Consider the following 21,317-nt stretch of genomic DNA (forward strand, 5'->3'; position numbering starts at 1 on the left):
TTAAAACACCAACTGTTATTTTAATAACGATAGCATTAACAAAAAAAGATACTATAATTTCATATTAACACTTGAAATCAGAAAGCGATTACATTAATATTATGTTTATACATCATATTAACTTTTAAGGAGCAGTGAAAAATGATTAAACTCGAAACTCGTCAGCTCTTCCTAATGAAGCGGCCAGGAATTGACAATAGATTCTCTCAATTTGACCAACAAGAAAATAATGATTCTTACCTAATTCAATGTGCTATAGCCATGATGGTACGTAACGCTTTTAGTCCTGAAGATTTTTCATTTATAGCCAAGGATTTGATCCGCAAGTTGTTTTTCACCAGCGATTCGTTGGCTTCCGTGCGTCATTTGTGCGTTTATTTCCAAGAATATTTCACTAAAAAAGAGTGGAAAACCGTCACTGCTCGTCTGTTTACTAACCAAAAAGAATATTTAGCAATTACCGAGGAAACTCGTTCAAATACTGACCATCTTCATGCGCTGCTGCACTCCGGCAGTCGTAAAGCAACCGAACTTCAAAACATTGTCACCACCTTCAAGGATGAAAATGGCAAAAAGCATCGCTATACCTTCAAAAATCTTGATCCTTGCTATTCTGTTCAAATTACCAATGACCTTCTATGTATTTTAAATACGTTGACGATCTTCCAGCACAATGGCGTGCGCCGCTTCACTGAATTGGTTCGCTATGTTTACTCGCCGACTGAACCTGTGTACGATAGTGAGCGAGAAACCGAAACGGCCACTCGCTGGGTGGAAAATAATCAGACAAAAGCAGCTGATGCCCGCGAAAAAATCCAAGAGATGAAAAGAGCGAACTCCGGCGAACATCCGACTAATCAAGAAAATAATCCAGCTACAAAGACACAGGGAAAAGATTCTCTGCCAAAATCATCGTCCCACCAAAAGAATCAGCCTAGTTCGATACCGATACCACCAGAGAGTGACTCGTCAAAAAAATCGGATGACGGAGACACGAAAAGACCCGATTGGAAATACCGACAGCTTCTCCAGCAGGGAAAGAAAAAGCAAAATCAACAGAATCAGCAGCTAAGCTTTTCGAAAAAAGGCAAGAAAAAGAATCGAAAGAGGAATAGAAGGAAGTAAATACAAAAAAAGCCGAATGGCCAGCTTACTATCATGGATAGCAGAAAACCAGCATTCGACTAACTATTGTTCTTGCGACTTTACCCTTTCCAAAAGGATTTCGAAAACAGAATAAAGATCGGAAAAATTTCCAAACGACCTGCCAGCATGACAAAAGACAGGGTTAATTTCGAGTAATCGGACAAAAAGCCGAAATTTTCTGTGGGTCCGACGGCTTTAAAGCCGGGACCAACATTATTAATACAAGTCGCTACCGCTGAAAAAGTGGTTTGAAAATCTAAATTTTCCAAAGACAAAATCAACAACGCACCCGCAAAAACCAGAAAATAAAGAATCAGGAACGAATGTATATTGTTAAGGGTCTTCGGTGAAACTGCACTTCCTTCAAAATTCACAGTCATTACACTACGAGAATGCAGCAGCTTTTTGACTTCCTTGACAGCATTTTTAAGCAACATGATTATTCGGGAGACCTTGATGCCCCCACCAGTTGAGCCCGAACAGGCACCGACAAACATTAACAGCAACAAGATGGTTTGTGAGAACATCGGCCACAGATCATAGTTGGCAGTAGCGAACCCAGTCGTTGTTATAATAGAAGCGACTTGAAAAACGGCATAGCGAAAGCTTTCTAAATACGAGTGATACATGGGTGCAATATTCAGGGTGATTCCAACAGTTGCCAAAGCAATAATTACTAGGTACCCTCGCAGCTCTTCGCTTTTTAATACGGGTAGAATTTTACCGATCAAAAAGAAATAAACAAGGTTAAAATTAATCCCGAATAGAATCATGAAAAAGGTGATGACGCCTTCAATATAAGGGCTATTGTACAATCCAATCCCAGCATTGGTCATCGAAAAGCCACCCGTTCCAGCTGTAGCAAAAGAATTCAGCACACTGTCAAATAGCGGCATTCCGCCCAGCAAAAGCAGCACAATTTCAATAAACGTCAATACCGCATAGATGATATATAAAATTCGGGCCGACACTCGGACTTTAGAAACCAATTTCCCTACCACTGGTCCTGGCATTTCTGCTTTTAATATGTGCATAGATCGTCCAGAGGCTAATGGAATAAAGGCTACTGTAAATACTAGCACCCCCATGCCACCGACCCAGTGGGTAAAGCTACGCCAAAACAAGCTTGCACGGCTCATTCCATCCAAATCAGTCAGAATCGAAGCGCCTGTTGTCGTAAAACCAGAAACCGTTTCAAAAAAAGCATCCACAAATGAAGGAATCTCACCAGAAAAGACCAGCGGCAAAGCTCCGAAAAAAGAAAGCAGACACCAGCTGATTCCCACGATGAAGAAGCCTTCTTTGGCATAAATTTTTCGGTTTTCTGGTGCTTTCAGACTTAATAAACTTCCGGTTAAAAAGGTGATTACAAAGGCAATACCATAAGCAACCCATTCATCCTCACTGCTAGTAACTGCTACTAACAGCGGAAGTAGTAAAAAAACGCCCTCAACCTTCAACAGTTTACCTAATGTAAATAGAATCATTTTTTTATTCATAGTTTTACATTCTATCTCCTAATGATATCGTTCAAGCTGCAAATTTTTTTGTCTGTTGTAATAATGACCATATGATCCTTTAAGTGAATAACCGTGTCACCTTTGGGAATCACAAAGCCTCGTTCGCGAGAAATCGCCGCAATCAAAATATTGTCCTTTAGATTCATCTCAGCGATCCGTTTGTTTACAAAACAAGTGTGTTCGGTTACTACAAATTCCATCGCTTCGATCTCATCATTGACTAGTTTGTGCAGCGTTTTGACACTGCTGTCGTCATCTTTGTTACTTTTCGCTCGAACATAACGCAAAATGTGGGTAGCGATAATCCCTTTCGGTGAAATCACACTGTCAATTTCCAATTGATCCAATACCTGGGAGAAATTCATTCGCGTTACCTTAGCCACGGTTTTTTTCGCATGCATTTGTTTGCCATACAAGGAGATCACGATATTCTCCTCATCTAAACCAGTTAATGCCACTAGTGCGTCGACATTTTCAATCCCTTCTTCAATTAAAACTTCTTCCTCGCTGCCATCAGATTCAATAATCATGGTGTCCGGTAATTTTCGCGACAGCTCCAAACAACGTTGCGGATTGTTTTCAATAATTTTCACCTGAATACCGTGCTCAGTCAACTGACGAGCCAAATAAAAAGCAATCCGACCACCGCCAACAATAATAATCCGCTTAGTCTTCTGCTCAAACAACCCAATATCTTGGCAAAAGCGCACTAAATCCCGATGCTCACCCATCACATGAATTCGATCCCCTTTAGCCAAAACAAAATCGCCATCCGGAATGACCAGCTCTTCGCCCCGCTGCACCGCACAAATTAGCACGTTAGTCTTGGATATCGTTGTTAAGCTATACAGAGGCACTCCGTTTAATTTAGTTTTTTCGGTCAAGCGAAATTCCGCCAGCTCAATTTTCCCACCAACAAACGTGTCCACCTTAAAGGCTGCCGGAAACAATAAAATCCGTCGAATCTCATTAGCTGCTTCCAACTCTGGATTGATAATCATTGATAACCCTAGCTGATCCCGCATAAATGACCGTTGCTTCAAATAATCAGGGTTACGCACTCGAGCGATTGTATTGGTAGCACCCATTTTCTTGGCCATCAATCCCGCCAAAATATTCAGTTCATCTGAATCAGTCACTGCAATAACAATATCCGCTTCTGAAACTTCTGCTTCCTGCAGAATATCAAAGGTGGCGCCATTGCCCGCGATACCTAGAACATCGAATTGATCAACGATTTGTTCCACTTTTTCTCCATCTAAATCGATAATCACCACATCGTAGTCTTCATTGGCTAATTGCTGTGTCAGTGCCTTGCCCACCTTACCAGCTCCTAAAATGATAATCTTCACTGTACTCCTCCTACTATATCCACCTATCATTCTAATTCATCCCGCTGGTGAATACAATAAAGCGTCTAGAGTTGTCTCTTACATAAACAAGCCATTTAATTTATATTGAAGCATTCACTGATGATTATGCTACACTTAAATAAAATGTTAGGAGCTGACCTATGACAAATATTTTAGAAGTAAAAAGCTTAACGAAAGTCTACGAGATTGAAGACAGTAGCTACACAGCGATTGATGATCTAAATTTCTCCGTGAAGAAAGGTGACTTTGTTGCTATTATGGGGGCCTCAGGTTCTGGTAAATCTACTTTATTAAACATCATTTCTACCTTAGACATTGCTAGTTCAGGAATGGTTTTAGTTGGAGATAAAGAACTGGCTCAATTAACAGAAAAAGAACAAGCGGCATTTCGCAGCCAGCACTTGAGTTTCATTTTTCAAAATTATAATCTCTTGGAAAACTTGACCCTTCATGAAAATATCGCCTTAGCCCTTACCGTAAAAGGTCATCCGAAAAATAAAATAAACCAATTGGTCATAGAAACTGCCCAACAGCTGGACATTCATGAGTTGCTGCATAAATTCCCTCATCAAGTTTCTGGTGGTCAACGACAACGCTGTGCCTGCGCACGTGCCTTGGCTACCTCGCCAGATCTTATTTTGGCAGACGAACCAACCGGTGCCTTGGATACGCGCTCGGCCAAGCAATTTTTATCTACTTTAAAACAGCTCAACAAAACCAAAGGAACAACGATTTTACTAGTAACCCACGATGCGATTGCCGCTAGCTACTGCAAGCGGGTTCTATTTATGCAGGACGGTCAATTTATCAATGAATTAGCCACCGAACAATTTTCACAAAAAGAAACCTTTCAATTGATACTCGAGAAAATGGACGCTTTTTTAGGAGATGATGACGATGTATCTTAATTTAACCATGCGCAATGCTGGACGTTCATTAAAGGACTATCTGATTTACATGATCACACTAACGGTCTTGATCGCAATCATCTGTTTGTCCAATATCGTTTCCGCTATCTCAGCTGAGACCGGACTATCAGGTTCATCACTTCCAGCTTTAATCTTGCTGATTGCGATTGCGATGCTCGATTACATGAATCAGTTTTTCCTTAGGCAACGTGCCAAAGAATTGGCTACCTATTCTTTGTTGGGAATGAACAAAGATCGGATTGCACTTTTGGTTTGTGGAGAGTTGTTGCTGTTGGGAGTGGTTTGCTTATTTTTAGGCACCGCACTTGGTGGAAGTCTTTTCGTCCTATTTTCCCTCTTTAGCCACTCTTCATTAGAAATAAACCTTTCTGTCCTAGGAATTTTTGGACAAAACATTGGCTATCTGCTGCTAATTGAATTTTTCACTGCCCTGTTGCTAAGACGTAGGATTAAAAAGGTTCAACTCAGTCAATTAGTTGACTGGAAAGCTCAGCAGGACAGTCCCGGGAAGCGCTCCCTTCGTTTTTGGAAAAGATGTTTATGCCTAAACACCCTTGTCACAATAAGTATTTTCGGTTTAATATTTTGGGATATTCAAGGTCTAGGGTTGTCCCTGAGTTCGGTCGTCAGCATGCCCTTGATCTTCAATATTTTTGTTGCATACAAAACGCTTTTTGCTTGGCTTAATCATTACCGAAAACCGGAAAACACGGAACTATATACCAGTAACCGCTTAGTACGAGTAAGCAAACTATTAAGTAGGCACCGCGCCAACACTGTTTTACATACGATCTTGAGTCTATGTCTACTTTTTGCCTTTTCTTCCCTGACTTTTTCCAGTCTATTGCAAGCAGGCTTATTTCCTGACTTTTCCGTAACAGCCTACATGATTTTTCTGCAAAGAATGCTCTGCTTCATCTTTGTTTTTCTTTATTTTACTCTGCTGTCACTGATCCAAATGATCGACAGCTATCAAACCCAAAATGATTTTCGGATTTTACATTATTTAGGTAAAGACAAACTAACCTTGAAAAAGTATGCTCTAACTGATATCGCTACTCGTTTTCTTTTGCCTATTGCTACCTTTGGGGTGACACTGGTCATTCTTTTGACCGGCTCTTTGTTTAGCGACCTTTCTCAAGCAGTCACCAAAACTGTTTTTGCTACAGCTGGTAGCTTTTTGATCCTCTTTGTTCTGTTAGGTAGTAGCTTCACTTTGATTACTTACCGCTTAAATGTAAAGCTAATTGAAAAAGTGGTTCAAGCCTAATTACAAATAAGTCGGATTCCTCGTCTGTAGCGGAATCCGACTTATTTTAAAAATATTTTCTAACTGTTGTTTGATACTTACGATAATCCTCGCCGAACGTCTTTAACAGATAGTTTTCCTCACTGGTGATCTGCAAGTGAAAAAGGATCAAAGCAGCTAATGCCACCAACAAGTTTATGATCGTTGGAAAAGCCAATGCCATACCAAGATACAAACAATCAAAGCCGACAAACGCTGGATTACGGCTGAACTGGTAAATACCTGTAGTAACCAGCTCAGTTGACTGTTCATCATCAAAACCGGCCCGCCAATTGTCCTGCATTGTCTTCACAGCAATAATGAAAACTCCCGTTCCTAGCAATGCCAGCAGCACACCTAACCAGCTTAAAGGAAATGAGCTGGACTTTACGAATATTGGTGACAAAAATTGCAGGATCGCACCTATCACTGTCATTGTCCGCATTAGCAGTTCAAAAATCAACTTACGCTTGCTCTTATTGCCCACTCCCAACAAATTTACTTGAACACCTTGTCGTTTCAACAACAATGCTTTTATTAAATACATGAGATAGAACAAGCACACTAGTCCTAACATTAAACCTCTTATCAATATATAGATCCCTCGCCTTCACATGAATACATATTCATGTGTTTAACTTTATCTTAACCAGATTGATCGGTCAAGAACAAACTGAAAGAATCTCATGCCTCATTCCACTCCGTAGCGGTAAAAGTGCGTCAGCAGTTCAGCCATTTCTACTGGACTTTCCCGCTGTTCTTGCTCGAGCCAGTGGGAGACCACATTCAAAAAGCCCCCTGCCTTAAAAGTGACTTGATAATTACTTTCGTTTTCTACAAGGGGTGCTCCTGGAAAGATCGTCGCAAAAAGTGAGGTATATTCTGCATAATTGTCTAACAAAAAAGAAAACAGCTGCTGCTTCTTAAGGATCTTCACGAATTGAATATGCTCTTCTAGAAAATAAAAATGTTGACGGATAATTTCTTCTTCACTTCTCAAATTCAACTTCTTAATTTCTACAAAGTGATTGGCTAGAAGCTGTTTGACTCGATAATTTATGATCTCCTCCTTTGAAGCAAAATGCCGATAAAAGGTTCGGCGATCCAGCTGGGCTGACGCTGCGATCTGTTTGACGGTGATTGTTTCAAAACTTTCTTTCTCCATCAAACCTAATAAAGCTTCTAAAAACCAAGCTTTGGATTGTTCAATTTGTTTTATCCTTTTCATTTTGCAGCTCCTGTCACATTTTTTCGATTGTGTAGCACTTGGTCGAATCTATTGAATTGACCATCTTAGCCAGTATATAATCAAACCCAAGATAGTACAAACGCAACAAGAAAGAAGGATTGGATGGAAACAAGACAACTTGGAACAACCGAATTAGCGCTATCTCCCATCGGTTTAGGGACTTGGCAGTTTTCGGGGGGAAACGGACTGACTTCAAATTTTTGGAACCAGGTGGATTTTCAAACGATGAAAGATATCCTTCGAATCAGTTTAGCAAACAGCGTCAACTGGGTGGACACCGCTGAAGCGTATGGCAACGGCGAATCTGAACGAGTCATCGGCAGAATTATTCAGGAATTGGAAGATGAAGGAATATCTGCTCCCTATATTGCTGACAAGTGGTGGCCCTTAGCTAGAACAGCCCACTCCATAACTGCAACGATCGATAAGCGCCTAGTCCTTTTACAAAAACCAGCGATTGATCTCTACCAAATTCACCATCCCACCTCTTTTTCTTCCATCGAAAAGCAAGTAGAGGCAATGTGTGAACTAGTTTCTCGACAAAAGATCAGCTATGTCGGTGTTAGTAATTTTTCTGCCCAGCAAATGGAAAAAGCTCACCAATATCTAAAGGATGCCGGAGCCCAATTAGTCTCTAACCAAGTCTGCTATAACTTAGTGAATCGAAAAATCGAACAAAATGGTGTGCTTGAGACCGCCCAAAAAAACGGTATTTCCATTATTGCCTACTCACCTTTACAGCAAGGTCTGCTGACGGGGAAATTTCATGAACACCCCGAATTAATACAGCAGCTATTCTTCATGCGCAAATATCAATCTGGGATTACCGAGAAAAAGCTGCAAAAAACACAGCCATTGATCGACCTTTTAAAGGAACTAGGCGATCAATACGACAAGACCCCAGCTCAAATTGCTCTTAACTGGCTGATTCACTCTCATGGCGAAACCGTCTTCGCCATCCCGGGCGCTACCAAGCTTCACCATGTGGAGCAAAACATTGGATCAACTACCTTCAAGCTGAAGTCATCTGAGCGAGATGCTTTGAGCAGCTGCAAAATTTAGCGTACCAAAAAAGCTCAATCCAAAAATTAGATTGAGCGTCTTTTTAGAATCTAAAAGTAATAGTTGAACTCTTCATGTAACCAGACTTCCCAGCATACTTTACCTTAGCAGCTTTGTAGTAATATGCGCTATCGGTTACTTCAACAACACTGCCTCTTTCCACTTGAAAACACAAAGAATCCTCGTCACAGTCAAAAGTTGAGTAAAAGCCGACAAGTCGCTTTTTTGTTTTTGCAAATATAGCAGGGTTCCTTTCTGCCTCGTTAGGATCCCTGACAATCGGCACACCTTTTCTGTCGTAGCTGATTAACATCCCAGCAAAGTCGCTTTCTTTAAACTCATTACTAAACACTTCCGACATCGCCGTCTCCAACTCAGCCTCTCTTTCAGCCTCCGTTTGGTACTCCCCGACATCAATCTCCTCGCTCTCCGGAATACTGATGTCGATGCTTCCACCGGTCGCCGCACTGGTGGGGAGACTGATAGCGGTGCTTCCACCAAGGATCAAAAGTAGACATATAATTAGCCCACCGGAATTAAAAGGCCGCTTTTTAGCCTCAACAATAAAGGAAAGCCGCTGCTTTAACTCGTGTTTTCCGTCAGATAGCAACGAAGACAGCATACTTTGTTGTGATTGTCTTCTAACTGTCTTGAGAATTATATCGGCATACTTATAGCGTTCAGCCCTGCTCAAATCTTTGGTTACTTGTTCATCACAAGAAATTTCGCACCACTTCGTCATCTGGTGAGCCAAGACATACACCAGTGGATTGAACCAATGAAGTGCCACAGCGAAAATCATCACACCTCTTAATAGCCAATCCTTTCTCAAGAAATGGATCTCTTCATGCTGAAGAATCAGTGCCAACTCTTCCGGCGAATAGTCTTCATCCGGCAACAAAATCGTTGGCTCATCCAACTGAACCAACATCGGAGTGGCGATACATGTGCAGCGAACCATTTTTATATTTGTGGAACTACCCATTTCTGATAGCATTTGATCATCTAAATCTATCCATCGTTTAAGTGTTCGAGTGACCTTCACATGTTGCGCTACAGAGTAAAGCAGGATCAATGCCGCAACAATCAGCCAGCACGTGAACACAGGCTCAACCATTGAATACCACTTGCCGGTTTCCAGCACTGTATTTTCCTGCACAGCTGTCGCAAGATTTTCTTGGAAAGAAACTACTTTTGATGGATTCACTGTCCTGCCTACTAAAAAAGACTGCAGCTTCACCCGAAACGGAATCGCAAATCCAAAAAGCAAGGCCACTGAAAGATAGTAAAAGAATTTAGGGGAAAATTTGTGCTGACAAAGGCGCACCAACACTAAAAACAAGGCTGTCATCAAACTCATCCCTAGCGAACAACTAAACAACGCTACCATAAAATCAATCATCCCGTTTACTCCTTTCATCTAACCACTCCTGCAGCTCATCCAAGTCTTTTTCGTCTAAGCTCTTTCCCTGATACATGGCATTTACCAGATTCAACAACGAACCTTCATAATGGGACTTTACAAAACTTTGGGCTTCGTATTGCAGGTAGTCCTCTTCCTTAATTAAAGGAGTAAAAAAGCGTTGCTTGCCATTTTTCTCAGACTGCAAGAATTCTCGTTCCTCTAAACGTGACAATAATTTATGGACTGTTTGCAGCTTCCACTCCTTTTGCGTTTCTATCCCCAGCTTTTCTACAATTGTATTCCCAACAATCGGTATCTCCGAATGCCAAATCACCTTCATCACTTCAAATTCCGCATCTGGCAGCTTTTTTATTTCCATCATTTTTACTCACCCCTATTTATTATCGACAATTGTCTAAAACAATTGTATAGCGTTCCATCGAGAAAGTCAAAGTTTTTTCCAGCAAAAAAGCCCACCCGAAGATGGACTCCTAAACCACTACCCTGGATATTTCACATGTTTTTCCGCATACACGGCATAAACCAATCCAATCAAAAAACCGACTATTGCTGGTAAAATCCAGCCCATGCCAATGTGGAAAAATGGCAAGTACTTTCCGACAAAGGCTAAAAGCGAACTTACAAGCGGATTAGTTGAAATTCCTGCCGGACTAGCAGCCAACCCGTCAAAAATCGCTGGAATGATGGTGAAGGCGGTAGTCATTTGATAAACGATTCTACGCTGTTTGAACAGTGGACTGAAAATCGACAATAAAATCAAGGTCATAGCCAACGGATAGATAAACATCAATACCGGTAAGGATAGCTCAATAATATTCGTCAAGCCAACATTGGCAAACAAACAAGGTAGCACGCTAGCTAAAATAATGAAGAATTGGTAGCTGCGTTTGGGAAACAATTCAACAAAGGTCTCCGAAAAGGCGGTCACTAAACCAATCGCCGTTTTCAAACAAGCCGAAATAACGATCAGTGCTAATAGCACACTACCGGACATACCTAGATACTCATTGGCAATTTGCGCAAGAGCAATCCCGCCATTTTCACTAATAGGAAATTTCCCTAAACTCATCGTTCCTAGATAAGCTAACAAACTGTAAATAATTCCCATCAAAAAAATACTGATAGCCCCGGATTTAATTGTGTCTCTAGTAATTTGTCTCGGCTTGGTGACACCCATCGATTGAATAGTTGTCACGATAATAATCCCGAAGGCCAACGAAGCCAACGCATCCAGTGTGTTATACCCTTCAATAAAACCTTGTGAAAAGGCATTCGTCTGATATGTCGGCTGCACCGCTGTACCGGTGATCGAACCCAAAGGACGGGTAAAACCTAAGAACAACAATGCTCCCAGTAGCAACAAAAAGATCGGGTTCAAAAATTTACCTACATAGTCCAATATCTTGGTAGGCTTTCTTGAAAAGAACCAAGTTGCTAGGAAAAACACTAAACTAAAAACCGCCAATGCACTTTTCTGATCACCGCTACCGATAAACGGTGCCAACCCGATTTCAAAAGAAGTCGTCGCCAAGCGCGGCAACGCAAAAAACGGACCGATCACCAGATAGATCAGAATGGTGAAGATAAAGGCATATCTGCGATCAATCTTCGAGGCTAACTCGAAAACACCCTTACTCTGGGAAATACCGATGGCAATAACGCCAAGAAAAGGCAACCCAATCCCGGTCACCAGAAAGCCTAGGTTCGCCAGAAACACATTCTCACCAGCAAGCTGCCCCATATTTACCGGAAAGATTAAATTTCCTGCGCCAAAAAACAGACCAAACAACATTGATCCTACATATAAATACTGCTTAAACGAAAGCTTTTTATCCATCAAACCCCTACTATCTATAGAATGTAAAAATATAGAGTAATAGTACCTAAGCCAATGAAAACTTACAAGTTCTTCTTTCCGAATTTTCATTATATACTTAGAAAGTAAGTCTGTTTACAAATTTGCGGCTTTGACTCAGTGAAATACGATTACTTATTCCAGAGCTCTTCTGTTTCGATCACACGACGATCGTCATTTTGGATAACATATCTAACACTTGGATCATTCGGATAAGAAATATTCCCGTCGTAAGTTATCATTTCTGTTGTGTTGTCAGCATGTTTTATAAATCCGTTATAACTGCCACCGGCACCGCCAATATTAGACCAATGCAAAACAATCCGATTGCCATTTTGTTCTACTAAACTCCAGCATTTCCGATCGTAGTTTTCCCACATGATCTGATGGCTAATCTCATTTGCTGTATTTCGATATATATCTTCGTAGAATTGGATCGCTTCATCCATCGAAGACCACACGTTATCAGTTTGCACGGGTAAATTTGTTTCATTTCCTACAAAGATGCTTTGAAAGCCATTTTTTAAGTCTTGATTTTCTGTCTGGCTAAAATGAAATGCGCCATCTGGCATCCCTTGATTTTGCATAGAAACGAGAACGATCGGCTGATTATTATGGACTGCGAAAAAGTACACATGTTTGCCCCCATAAGGCGCTGTTTCAGCATCAGAATAAACCGAAACAATTGTATAATCAGCAGATGACACACCTGTGTCGGACCATTCCCCTGACACAATCGCTCCATTAACTGCTATAGGTTGTGTTTTACTTTCCCCAAGCACACCATCAGGTAAGTTTAAGCCATAGAAATCTACACTGTTACTGGGTCTGTATTCTTTGTAAGATTGCCCCATCGTATTCCCCCAATTGTGCATAAAGCTTTGCAATGCATTGGATTTCTCTAAATTCCATACCTGACTTGACGTACTATCGATACTTTCTTTTGTCTCTTGAGTAGATGAACTTGATTCGGTTTCCACCAAGCTTTCATTAGAATAGCTTACCCTAGTTGATTCTGTCATTGTAACTGAAGAATTACTTTCTTCATTCGTATCGGTACCACGATTGCATCCGACCAAGCCAAACAAACAGAACAATATCCCTATACCAGCTAGCATTTTTTTCATAGGCTGCACTCCTTTTATTGATTCATATAAAAACATGATAACAAATGGGACGATAAATGCGTACGTTTCCCTATTAAAACTTTCATACTACATCCATATTTAATGATTATTACTAACTAGGAACTTCTGGATAGATAATAATTACCGAAAATATCTAACACAGAACCAACCACAACAACAATTTATCTTTTCATCGATATATATCGATGATATTATTAATAAAGAAAAGATAATTGACGAAAAATTTCAGTAGGCTCTCCCACTATCCCTTCATTTCACAAGTTCTATTTTGATCCCTAAATTTCCAAACATCCCAACCGATAAGGAGGTGAAACAGATGAACAATCTTCTAAAAAGAGATTTAGAACTAAAGAAAGTCGCTTTAGGAGTTATCATGCTTATTATCGGCATGATCGGCTTATTCTTTGGTCCCGCTCTAATAAGTACCTTTTCCCTAACTGTTACAGGTCTTTTTGCTTTTTATTATGTTTACGGCAAAGAAAGCTTAAACGAGCTATTCCACAAACCTAATGCACCAATAATTAAAACCATAGTTAAATATTTTGCTTTGAATATGTTTTTAAGCTGTGCTACAGCCATATTGCTACAACGTGTATTAAATTTACCTCTTCAAAGTAATCCAGTTGCTGATAATATACACTTATTACTCATAATTAGTCTCCCCATCAACATATTGGGAGAGGAACTTTTCTCTATGTACTTTTTATCGACTCTCTCTAGTAAATTCAGCATTCCGGTTGCCAGCATGTTATCAGCAACATTATTTGGATTGTCTCATTATCACGCCTACAACAACGGCAATATTTTCTACACCTTAGTTCATATACTCTTAATACAAGGCGTTGCAAGACTTATCTTTAACCAAGCAGCTCTTAAAGGTAACTCAATAATTACAAGTTGGAGCGTCCATGTTGCGGTTGATTTCTTTATTATGTTTACAACGCTATTTTTTGATTCCCTTTAATTCGGCGCAACTTAACACTCAAATAAAGAGGTTGTGACATACCTCCATGGCGCAAGCGCCACAAAACTGAATGAAAAAAAGTGTCGACCTCATTCCTACTTCCTGTCATAATAAAAATGACAAGAGAGGAAAGAGGTCGACACTTCTCTGAGGTTTTTCTCCAAGACCTTGTGTGACAAACTGAACCCATTCTATTCATGTTTGCACAAATCATTGGCATTCAACCCGTGTATAAAAATAGAACGTTTCTATGAATAGAGTACCCTCTTTTGTGATTATTTTCAAGGAGGTTCATTGGAATGAATGATGTTGTTTTAGATTGTTGTGCTGGTTTAGATATTCATTCAAAAGAAATCGTTGCTTGTGTTCTCCAAACCGTTGATGGAAAAAAACGCCCAAAAAAACATCTAAAAGCGTTTGGAACGACGACCAAAGAACTGCTGTTCCTTTCCGACTGGTTAGATTCTTTTGGTGTCACTCATGTCAGTATGGAAAGTACTGGCGTTTATTGGCACTGTGTGTGGCGGATTCTCCAAAATAATTTTGAGTTGCGATTGGCAAATCCACAACGTGTTAAAACAATTCCTGGTAAAAAGACGGATATGAAGGATGCCGAATGGCTTGCCCGTCTTACTCGGTTAGGGGTTGTACCCCATAGTTTCGTTCCACCCGATGCGATTCAAGAACTGCGAGATGTCACCCGTTATCGGAAACGATTGATTTCGGACTTGAATCGAGAAAAAAATCGAGGCCATATGGTTCTACAAAAATCGGGAATTAAACTAGCGAGTGTAATGAAAGATATCTATGGAGAATCTGGACGAGGGCTACTCCGCTTACTGATTAACCAGACCGCCTTAACGACAGAGAATATTTTAGCTGTTGTAAAGACGACCTTACGTGGAAAAGTACCCGAGTTGAAAGAAGCAATGGATGGATTTATGTCGCCTCATTCTCGATTTATGCTGGAACTGCATCTAACCCAAATTGAGCATATCGAAGCACAAATTGCTCGTGTCGAAGAGACTATTCATACGTATATGATCCCTTTTCAGGAGATCGCAGATCGATTAGATGAGATTCCAGGCATTGATCAGACAACGGCTGCAGTCATCATTGCAGAATGTGGCATCGATATGGAGACTTTTCCTTCTTCCAAGCACCTTGCTTCTTGGGCGGGTGTCTGTCCAGGAAATCATGAAAGTGCAGGAAAAAATAAGGGTGGAAAAGTTCCGAAAGGAAACCGCTATTTGAAAAGAGTACTATCCCAGGGGGCGCTGGGAATATCGAAAGGAAAACGAAATCGAATGAAATCCTTTTTCCTGAGGATACAGAAAAATAGCGGAAAGAAGAAAGCCATTATTGCCGTGGTGCACCTAATGATTCGGCTGATTTATAAAGTCATTAAAGAGAAGTGTCATTATCGTGAACTTGGAGAAAACTATTTGAATAAGAAGACATTGTACGAGTTACAAGTGGTCTAAACCAAAGTGAGCGTTCGCCTCAAACAGAGGAGAAGAGCCTTTTTTTGCTTTTTTGCAGGTTTTATTTTCGTATAAGAAGTGTTCAGCTCCGAGAAATAAGCCGTATAATCCGAAAATAGCTTCTCATATTTTTGCGATTATGCGGCTTGTTTCGTAAAAGAGCTACTTCAGTTACACCGATTATGTGGTTTTAAGTGGCTGTGACGTTTTATGTCACAGCCACTTTATCTCCCAAGTCTTTTTTCAGCTAAAGGATAAACTTCATTGCCTACACACTTACCTACAACCACTATTTCAATCATCTCGATTCCTATTTCGGATTCTCGAAAAATCACTCTCAGTTCTAATTTCTTGTGCTTGAGCTTTCGGCAATCTTTCAAATTGCCATGCAGTTGTTGACCAGCTGACAGTCCATTTTGCTCAATTTTGACGAATGACTTCAGAAGTTGATCCTTCTGACTGTTATCTAACCTTGCTAAATCTCTCTTAGACGATTTAGTCAATTTGATTTCGTACCTCATTCCCATTCATCCTCGAGTTCAGCTACTCTATCTCGCCAATTATCGCCAAAAACCTCTTCCACACAGAGTAGTATTTTTCAGTTGAAATTTCAAAAGGATTTTTTTCTTATTTACAATCTGTTTGAAATACATCGTGATAGCAGTAGTGTAGTCTAAGCCCAACTCATCTAAAATTTTTGCAGTTTCTTCTTTCAGATCTTTGTCTAAATTAACGTTTAATCTCTCTTTAGTTTTCATCAAAGTCACCTCTTTTAAGGAAATAAATTTATACACCTTGTGTACTCCTGATTCAACTTCTAAAAAGAAATTCAAAATCTCTAATTATTCCAACTTATACATACAAAAAAAGACCAAAACCCCAAAGGATTCTGGCCTTATTTCTACTAATTAAGCTTCTTGAGCTACTGGATAGACAGATACTTGCTTTTTGTCGCGGCCTTTACGTTCGAAACGTACTACGCCATCAACTTTAGCATATAAAGTATCATCTCCGCCTTTACCCACGTTTACGCCTGGGTAAATTCTTGTACCGCGTTGACGGTAAAGGATTGATCCACCTGTAACAGTTTGACCGTCTGCACGTTTAGCGCCTAAACGTTTAGATTCTGAGTCACGTCCGTTAGAAGTTGAACCGCCACCTTTTTTATGAGCGAAGAATTGCAAATTCATTTTCATCAACATAAGATGCACCTCCTGATTATTGTTTGATTGTTTTTGTTTGGATAAATTGATTGTTCTCTTCTTCAATGGCTTGTAAGCCCAATAACAAATTTTCTAATAAAATTTGCGTAATATTGGTTTGCTCCTGCGTTAATCCTGAAACGAGTTCTGCATAAAGGTAACCACCTTCAACTTCATTCGCATCAATGATGGGTTGTGTTCCTGCTAGTGCGTCAATACCATTAACGGTACTGATTGCTAAAGCGGAAACAGCAGCGCACACAATATCGTGTCCGTATTCACCGGATTGTGCATGGCCAGAGAGTTCAAAAGAAACAATACGGCCTGCTTCATTACGTGTGAATGTACCTTGTATCATTCGGCACCTTCCTTTAGCAGCCTACGCTTTGATTGAGTCAATGACAACTTTAGTGTAAGGTTGACGATGACCTTGTTTGCGGTGTGAATGTTTTTTAGGTTTGTACTTGAATGTTACGACTTTCTTTTGTTTGCCGTGTTTTTCAACTGTACCTTCAACTGTTGCACCTTCAACGATCGGAGCTCCTACTTTCGTAGATTCACCGCCGACTAAAACTACTTGATCAAAAGTGACTTTTTCGCCAGCTTCAACATCTAATTTTTCGATGTAGATCGCTTGACCTTCTTCAACTTTGATTTGTTTGCCGCCTGTTTTGATGATTGCGTACATGCTTGTGGCACCTCCTTATATTTTATACTTAGACTCGCCATCACAAGTGACTTGCGTACTTAAGACTTGCTCTGCGCGGTTGTAGCTGTGGAGTCCACAATTACAACATTCTTAGTTTACTAAAAAAATACTGCTAAGTCAATGATTAAATTATTGACGGGAGACTAGGTTATTCTTTACTATAGAAAGGCGAGGTGAAATACATGGAGTATCCGGAAAAATTGGTGCAGTTGGTGCAAACTCGTTCTAAAGGAATGCAGCTAGAGGGCTTCGTAGCAGGGCAAGGTCCTAAGCAACCGAATTTGATGCTGCTGGGAGAAGCCCCAGGTCGCAACGAAGTGGAAAATCGTATTCCCTTTAGTGGCGCTGCTGGCAAAGAGTTGATCCGCGCCATGGCATCTGTTGGTTTGACTAGAGAAAATACATATATTACTAGTGCTGTTCGCAGTCGACCCTTTAAAGTTGTTCATCGTGTCAATCGCAAAACGGAGCAGTCAGAAACAGTTTATCCTAACCGCACCCCAACGAAAAAAGAAGTACTGGCTCATGCGCCAATCCTTGACTACGAACTGTCAGTGATCGAACCGCCAATTATCGCTACCCTAGGCAATATTGGCTTGCAACGATTATTAGGTTCCAAGCATCACATCACTGAGACTCATGGACAGCTGTATCAAGGTCCTGTCCTAGAATTGAACCCGGAACAAAACGCCTATCAGTTTTCCCGAAAAGAATACCTGGTCTATCCCTTGTATCACCCAGCGGCAATTTTCTATAACCGCTCACTAACTGAAACTATCGCCGAAGACTGGCAACAGCTCGGTTTATTATTGAAAGAGAGGTAACAACATGCGTAATGAAATGATGCATCGCCCGATTGTAAATCAAGATGTTTTACACTATATGCGAACTGAACAAAAACAACTAACTGGAAAATTAGGCGAACTGGAAGCTTATGCTCACGAACAAGGCGTCCCAGTCATCCCCCACGAAACCGTGGTTTTCCTGCAATTTTTATTGAAACAAGTTAAAGCGAAAAATGTCCTAGAAATTGGTACAGCAATTGGCTTTTCAGCCAGCTTAATGGCGGAAACGTTAGGAGAAGACGCCCACATTACCACCATTGACCGTTTTCCTGTGATGATCGAAAAAGCCAAGGTTACTTTTGAAAAAATGGGGTTAACCGATCGCATAACCCTGCTAGAAGGCGAAGCAGCTGATCTGTTGCAATCCCTAGAAGGTCCTTACGATTTCATTTTCATGGACAGTGCCAAATCCAAATACATTACCTTTTTACCAGAATGTCTGCGCTTATTGAAGCCCGGCGGTATCTTGATGGTGGATGATATTTTCCAAGCCGGCACCCTGTTCCATCCAATTGAAGAAACACCAAGAAAAAATCGTGCCATCTATCGCAATTTAAACAAATTTTTGGAAGAAGTCACAAAAGCACCTGATCTGACATCTTCTCTGCTGCCATTGGGCGATGGCGTAGCACTGATTACTAAAGACGAATAAGCTATTCGGAAGACCGAAACAACAAGTTCAAGAAAAATTGCTACATTTTAGTTACTCATTTCAGAAAAAATAGCACTGGGCATAAGTTTAATAATCCTGTGGATGAACAAAACAACAACAAACCTATCTTCTGAGCTTTCTACAGTTCAGAAGGTAACCCACGGCGATTCAATATGTAATCGCAAAACGACCATGTGTGAAAATGATTAGTTTAGATCAACAATTAAGAATAAGAAAACGGTCCATCTGCCGCAAAAATGTCTCTTCAACAAATAAAATAACTAAATAAAGATTGACATTCCAATATAGTTTTTCTATAATAGCTATTGTTGCTAAACTACTTGTGCCAGTAGCTCAGCCGGATAGAGCATTCGCCTTCTAAGCGAACGGTCGGGGGTTCGAATCCCTCCTGGCACGTAATCGTCACTCAAAAAATTTAAAAAAGCTGTCAAATGACTTCAATTATGAACTCATTTGACAGCTTTTTTGATTGTATTTGCTTACTATAGCAGCCTTTTGCACTAAATACTCCAAAGCAATCCTAACTTGAATTAACTCTGTAGCCATCCTTTAGTGGTTTCCCAATTGAAGCAAAAGGAAAAAGAAATATCTGCTACCACTTTGTTCGAAAAATACATCCACATCTCTTTTTATAAGTTTTAAAACTCTAATTGCATTCAGAATGAAGAATTTAGTTTTATTGTACAAATGTTCCTTTCTACAATTGAGAAAAGGCTTTCATTTTGTTATGCTAGTATAGTAAAACAACGAAGGAGGAGATTTTTTGAAAAATTATTTGGATTTAACAGGCCGGGTTGCTGTTGTTACTGGGGCATCTTCAGGTTTGGGCCGCGAATATGCAAAAGCTTTAGCAGAAAACGGAGCAAAAGTAGCGGTTATGGCTCGTCGGCTTGAACGTTTAGAAGAAGTGAAAAATGAAATTGAAGCCGCAGGTGGAGAATGTCTGCCCGTTCGTTTAGATGTTACAGAGGAAGCGGGCGTAGTTGAAGCGGTTCAAAAAGTAGTCGATCATTTTGGCAAAATCGATATCCTAGTCAATAACGCTGGCTCGATTCAAGTAACACCATCGGTTGACTTAACCTTAGCCGACTGGCAACAAGTAGTAGATGTCAGCTTAACCGGCTACTTCCTAATGGCTCGCGAAGTAGGTAAAAATATGATCGAAAATAAATACGGCCGGATTATCAACACCGGTTCTATGTTTGGGATCATCGCCGGCATGCAAATGCCAAACTTAGCCTACAACTCAACAAAAGGCGCCGTACCAAACTTCACTCGCAGCTTGGCACAAGAATGGGCGCAATACAACATTACTGTCAACGCCATCGCACCAGGTATGTTCCCAAGTGAAATGATGGTGGTCGATGAATCAGTGGAACAATTATTACAATTCCGTACACCAATCGGCCGTGCTGGGAAAATCGAAGAACTTTTAGGACAATTGTTACTATTTGCTTCTGAAAACTCTTCATATACAACAGGTCAAACCATTGCAATTGACGGCGGTTGGACTGCGGTATAAACAGAAAAACTCACAAATTTAGCTTTAGCAAAACAAACACCGGTAGAAGGAAATTAAACCCCCTTCTCCGGTACTTTTTAGTTTATTTACCTAACCCTTTTACTCATCAAACAAAACAAATTCCCGATATTTGCGAGCTAAAATGGCTAAAATAATGTTCAATCCCACCATCGAACTGCCTCCGCCCACCACAGGACTTGGCAAATCTGTGATTTCATAATACAGTTGAAAATCGGCTGCCTCACTCAGAAAGCTTTTCCCAAATGAAGTTATGCTGCAAATAGAAACCTTGTTCATTTCTAAGTTTCGAATCGTATTCTTAATCGCAGGTGTGTCACCGCCCAACGACGTCACAATCACTAAATCTTCTGCGGTTAACGTGTGACTGATCATTTCAAAATTGGTTTCACCAGAGATCAAAAAGTTCGGCCGACCGGATAAGAACAAGTCGTTGGAAAAATCCTTCGTGTAATTGTTTTGAGTAAAGCCCGTGGCATACAGATGCAGTTGATTCGCCTGCTTAATCTTATCTAATAAAGGTTGAAAATTCGTTTGTTCCGCGTATTGAAACGTCTGATCGATTTCTTTTTTTAACGAGGCAACTAAATCGGTGGGAGCAATGGTACTTTGCAACAGGGACTCCTCAATGGAATACTTCATGTCGGAAAATCCACGAAACCCTAATTTCTTGGCTAAACGCAGAACCGAACTTTTGGAAGACAATAAGAGATTCCCTAATTCAACAATCGAAAGCTTGATTACCTCTTGGCGATGGTTGCGGATATAGTAAATCATTTCCTGTTCATTTTCAGACAGCGCCTCATAATTCACTTTGATATGTTGGTCGAAATTCATTAGCACCAGCTCCTCTCTTCTTTAATACTAGAAAAAAACCTGCGAGAAATCAAGGAGATTCTCACAG

The 21,317-nt window shown here is 40.4% G+C and carries 23 protein-coding genes, 1 tRNA gene and 1 other annotated feature; of the genes, 10 read left to right on the forward strand and 14 right to left on the reverse strand.

The genetic code is table 11. The features are described 5' to 3' along the window. Positions 1 to 141 precede the first annotated feature (141 nt). Entirely contained in the window at positions 142 to 1,125 is a 984-nt protein-coding gene (locus IGI42_RS05415) for a hypothetical protein (RefSeq protein ID WP_438714801.1), read from the forward strand. Positions 1,126 to 1,205: 80 nt separating this feature from the next. Here IGI42_RS05415 and IGI42_RS05420 read toward each other — a convergent pair whose 3' ends face one another. Then, positions 1,206 to 2,645, reverse strand: coding sequence for a TrkH family potassium uptake protein (locus IGI42_RS05420; protein WP_438714803.1), 1,440 nt, complete (start codon positions 2,643 to 2,645; stop codon positions 1,206 to 1,208). Positions 2,646 to 2,656: 11 nt separating this feature from the next. Next, the gene (gene trkA / locus IGI42_RS05425) at positions 2,657 to 4,018 is read right to left on the reverse strand and encodes a Trk system potassium transporter TrkA (protein ID WP_438714805.1); all 1,362 of its coding nucleotides are present in this window, start codon (positions 4,016 to 4,018) and stop codon (positions 2,657 to 2,659) included. A 161-nt stretch (positions 4,019 to 4,179) separates the two neighbouring features. Between trkA and IGI42_RS05430 the strand changes: the two genes are divergently transcribed. Both IGI42_RS05430 and IGI42_RS05435 read left to right on the forward strand, forming a co-directional pair. Next, a complete protein-coding gene (locus IGI42_RS05430) occupies positions 4,180 to 4,947 on the forward strand; it encodes an ABC transporter ATP-binding protein (RefSeq protein ID WP_438714807.1) in 768 nt (255 codons plus the stop codon). Further along, positions 4,937 to 6,238 (forward strand): FtsX-like permease family protein, encoded by a 1,302-nt coding sequence (locus IGI42_RS05435; protein ID WP_438714809.1) that lies wholly within the window; start codon positions 4,937 to 4,939, stop codon positions 6,236 to 6,238. The genes IGI42_RS05430 and IGI42_RS05435 overlap by 11 nt, the downstream gene beginning before the upstream one ends. A 46-nt stretch (positions 6,239 to 6,284) precedes the next feature. On the opposite strand, the gene IGI42_RS05440 is transcribed toward IGI42_RS05435, so the two are convergent. Together IGI42_RS05440 and IGI42_RS05445 are read right to left on the reverse strand one after the other, a co-directional pair. Next, on the reverse strand, positions 6,285 to 6,833 hold the full coding sequence (locus IGI42_RS05440) for a methyltransferase family protein (protein WP_438714811.1): 549 nt from the start codon (positions 6,831 to 6,833) through the stop codon (positions 6,285 to 6,287). A gap of 114 nt (positions 6,834 to 6,947) precedes the next feature. Then, positions 6,948 to 7,484, reverse strand: coding sequence for a TetR/AcrR family transcriptional regulator (locus IGI42_RS05445; RefSeq protein WP_438714812.1), 537 nt, complete (start codon positions 7,482 to 7,484; stop codon positions 6,948 to 6,950). A 123-nt stretch (positions 7,485 to 7,607) separates the two neighbouring features. On the opposite strand from IGI42_RS05445, the gene IGI42_RS05450 reads away from it, so the two are divergent. Next, the gene (locus IGI42_RS05450) at positions 7,608 to 8,567 is read left to right on the forward strand and encodes an aldo/keto reductase (RefSeq protein WP_438714813.1); all 960 of its coding nucleotides are present in this window, start codon (positions 7,608 to 7,610) and stop codon (positions 8,565 to 8,567) included. A gap of 43 nt (positions 8,568 to 8,610) precedes the next feature. Here the strand turns inward: IGI42_RS05450 and IGI42_RS05455 are convergent, their stop codons facing one another. The 4 genes from IGI42_RS05455 to IGI42_RS05470 all read right to left on the reverse strand — a co-directional run bounded on the left by IGI42_RS05455 (position 8,611) and on the right by IGI42_RS05470 (position 12,975). Beyond that, on the reverse strand, positions 8,611 to 9,987 hold the full coding sequence (locus tag IGI42_RS05455) for a M56 family metallopeptidase (protein WP_438714814.1): 1,377 nt from the start codon (positions 9,985 to 9,987) through the stop codon (positions 8,611 to 8,613). Beyond that, positions 9,962 to 10,354 carry a BlaI/MecI/CopY family transcriptional regulator gene (locus IGI42_RS05460; RefSeq protein ID WP_438714815.1) on the reverse strand — a complete coding sequence of 131 codons (393 nt, stop codon included), beginning with the start codon at positions 10,352 to 10,354 and terminating at the stop codon, positions 9,962 to 9,964. Before IGI42_RS05460 ends, IGI42_RS05455 begins: the two co-directional genes overlap by 26 nt. Positions 10,355 to 10,471: 117 nt before the next feature. After that, positions 10,472 to 11,830, reverse strand: a complete 1,359-nt coding sequence (brnQ, locus tag IGI42_RS05465) for a branched-chain amino acid transport system II carrier protein (RefSeq protein ID WP_438714816.1) — start codon at positions 11,828 to 11,830, stop codon at positions 10,472 to 10,474. Positions 11,831 to 11,979: 149 nt separating this feature from the next. Continuing rightward, positions 11,980 to 12,975 (reverse strand): DUF4767 domain-containing protein, encoded by a 996-nt coding sequence (locus IGI42_RS05470; protein WP_438714817.1) that lies wholly within the window; start codon positions 12,973 to 12,975, stop codon positions 11,980 to 11,982. A gap of 337 nt (positions 12,976 to 13,312) precedes the next feature. Between IGI42_RS05470 and IGI42_RS05475 the strand changes: the two genes are divergently transcribed. Further along, positions 13,313 to 13,960 (forward strand): CPBP family intramembrane glutamic endopeptidase, encoded by a 648-nt coding sequence (locus IGI42_RS05475; protein WP_438714818.1) that lies wholly within the window; start codon positions 13,313 to 13,315, stop codon positions 13,958 to 13,960. Between the two features lie 299 nt (positions 13,961 to 14,259). Then, positions 14,260 to 15,444, forward strand: coding sequence for an IS110 family transposase (locus tag IGI42_RS05480; RefSeq protein WP_438714819.1), 1,185 nt, complete (start codon positions 14,260 to 14,262; stop codon positions 15,442 to 15,444). A 224-nt stretch (positions 15,445 to 15,668) separates the two neighbouring features. On the opposite strand, the gene IGI42_RS05485 is transcribed toward IGI42_RS05480, so the two are convergent. The 5 genes from IGI42_RS05485 to rplU all read right to left on the reverse strand — a co-directional run bounded on the left by IGI42_RS05485 (position 15,669) and on the right by rplU (position 17,334). Beyond that, positions 15,669 to 15,965, reverse strand: coding sequence for a type II toxin-antitoxin system RelE family toxin (locus tag IGI42_RS05485; RefSeq protein WP_438714820.1), 297 nt, complete (start codon positions 15,963 to 15,965; stop codon positions 15,669 to 15,671). Between the two features lie 39 nt (positions 15,966 to 16,004). Continuing rightward, complete coding sequence (locus IGI42_RS05490; RefSeq protein ID WP_438714821.1) at positions 16,005 to 16,238, reverse strand: type II toxin-antitoxin system RelB/DinJ family antitoxin; 234 nt, start codon at positions 16,236 to 16,238, stop codon at positions 16,005 to 16,007. 114 nt (positions 16,239 to 16,352) lie between these two features. Further along, positions 16,353 to 16,646: a 50S ribosomal protein L27 gene (gene rpmA / locus IGI42_RS05495; protein ID WP_010755684.1), complete on the reverse strand. Its 294-nt coding sequence runs from the start codon at positions 16,644 to 16,646 to the stop codon at positions 16,353 to 16,355. A gap of 16 nt (positions 16,647 to 16,662) precedes the next feature. Beyond that, positions 16,663 to 17,004 (reverse strand): ribosomal-processing cysteine protease Prp, encoded by a 342-nt coding sequence (locus tag IGI42_RS05500; protein ID WP_438714822.1) that lies wholly within the window; start codon positions 17,002 to 17,004, stop codon positions 16,663 to 16,665. 21 nt (positions 17,005 to 17,025) lie between these two features. Next, positions 17,026 to 17,334 carry a 50S ribosomal protein L21 gene (rplU, locus tag IGI42_RS05505; RefSeq protein WP_438714823.1) on the reverse strand — a complete coding sequence of 103 codons (309 nt, stop codon included), beginning with the start codon at positions 17,332 to 17,334 and terminating at the stop codon, positions 17,026 to 17,028. 20 nt (positions 17,335 to 17,354) lie between these two features. Beyond that, positions 17,355 to 17,425 (reverse strand) — a sequence feature (ribosomal protein L21 leader region). A 112-nt stretch (positions 17,426 to 17,537) separates the two neighbouring features. Here rplU and IGI42_RS05510 point away from each other — a divergent pair. The 4 genes from IGI42_RS05510 to IGI42_RS05525 all read left to right on the forward strand — a co-directional run bounded on the left by IGI42_RS05510 (position 17,538) and on the right by IGI42_RS05525 (position 20,395). Further along, a complete protein-coding gene (locus IGI42_RS05510; protein ID WP_438714824.1) occupies positions 17,538 to 18,179 on the forward strand; it encodes a uracil-DNA glycosylase in 642 nt (213 codons plus the stop codon). 4 nt (positions 18,180 to 18,183) lie between these two features. After that, positions 18,184 to 18,852, forward strand: coding sequence for an O-methyltransferase (locus tag IGI42_RS05515; protein WP_438714825.1), 669 nt, complete (start codon positions 18,184 to 18,186; stop codon positions 18,850 to 18,852). Between the two features lie 343 nt (positions 18,853 to 19,195). Beyond that, positions 19,196 to 19,269, forward strand: a tRNA-Arg gene (locus IGI42_RS05520). A 367-nt stretch (positions 19,270 to 19,636) separates the two neighbouring features. Beyond that, a complete protein-coding gene (locus IGI42_RS05525) occupies positions 19,637 to 20,395 on the forward strand; it encodes an SDR family NAD(P)-dependent oxidoreductase (RefSeq protein WP_438714826.1) in 759 nt (252 codons plus the stop codon). A 99-nt stretch (positions 20,396 to 20,494) separates the two neighbouring features. On the opposite strand, the gene IGI42_RS05530 is transcribed toward IGI42_RS05525, so the two are convergent. After that, a complete protein-coding gene (locus IGI42_RS05530; RefSeq protein ID WP_438714827.1) occupies positions 20,495 to 21,250 on the reverse strand; it encodes a MurR/RpiR family transcriptional regulator in 756 nt (251 codons plus the stop codon). Between the last annotated feature and the right edge of the window lie 67 nt (positions 21,251 to 21,317).

Origin of the sequence: Enterococcus sp. AZ109, assembly GCF_051714625.1 — a bacterium.
In the GTDB taxonomy this organism is placed as follows: domain Bacteria; phylum Bacillota; class Bacilli; order Lactobacillales; family Enterococcaceae; genus Enterococcus_A.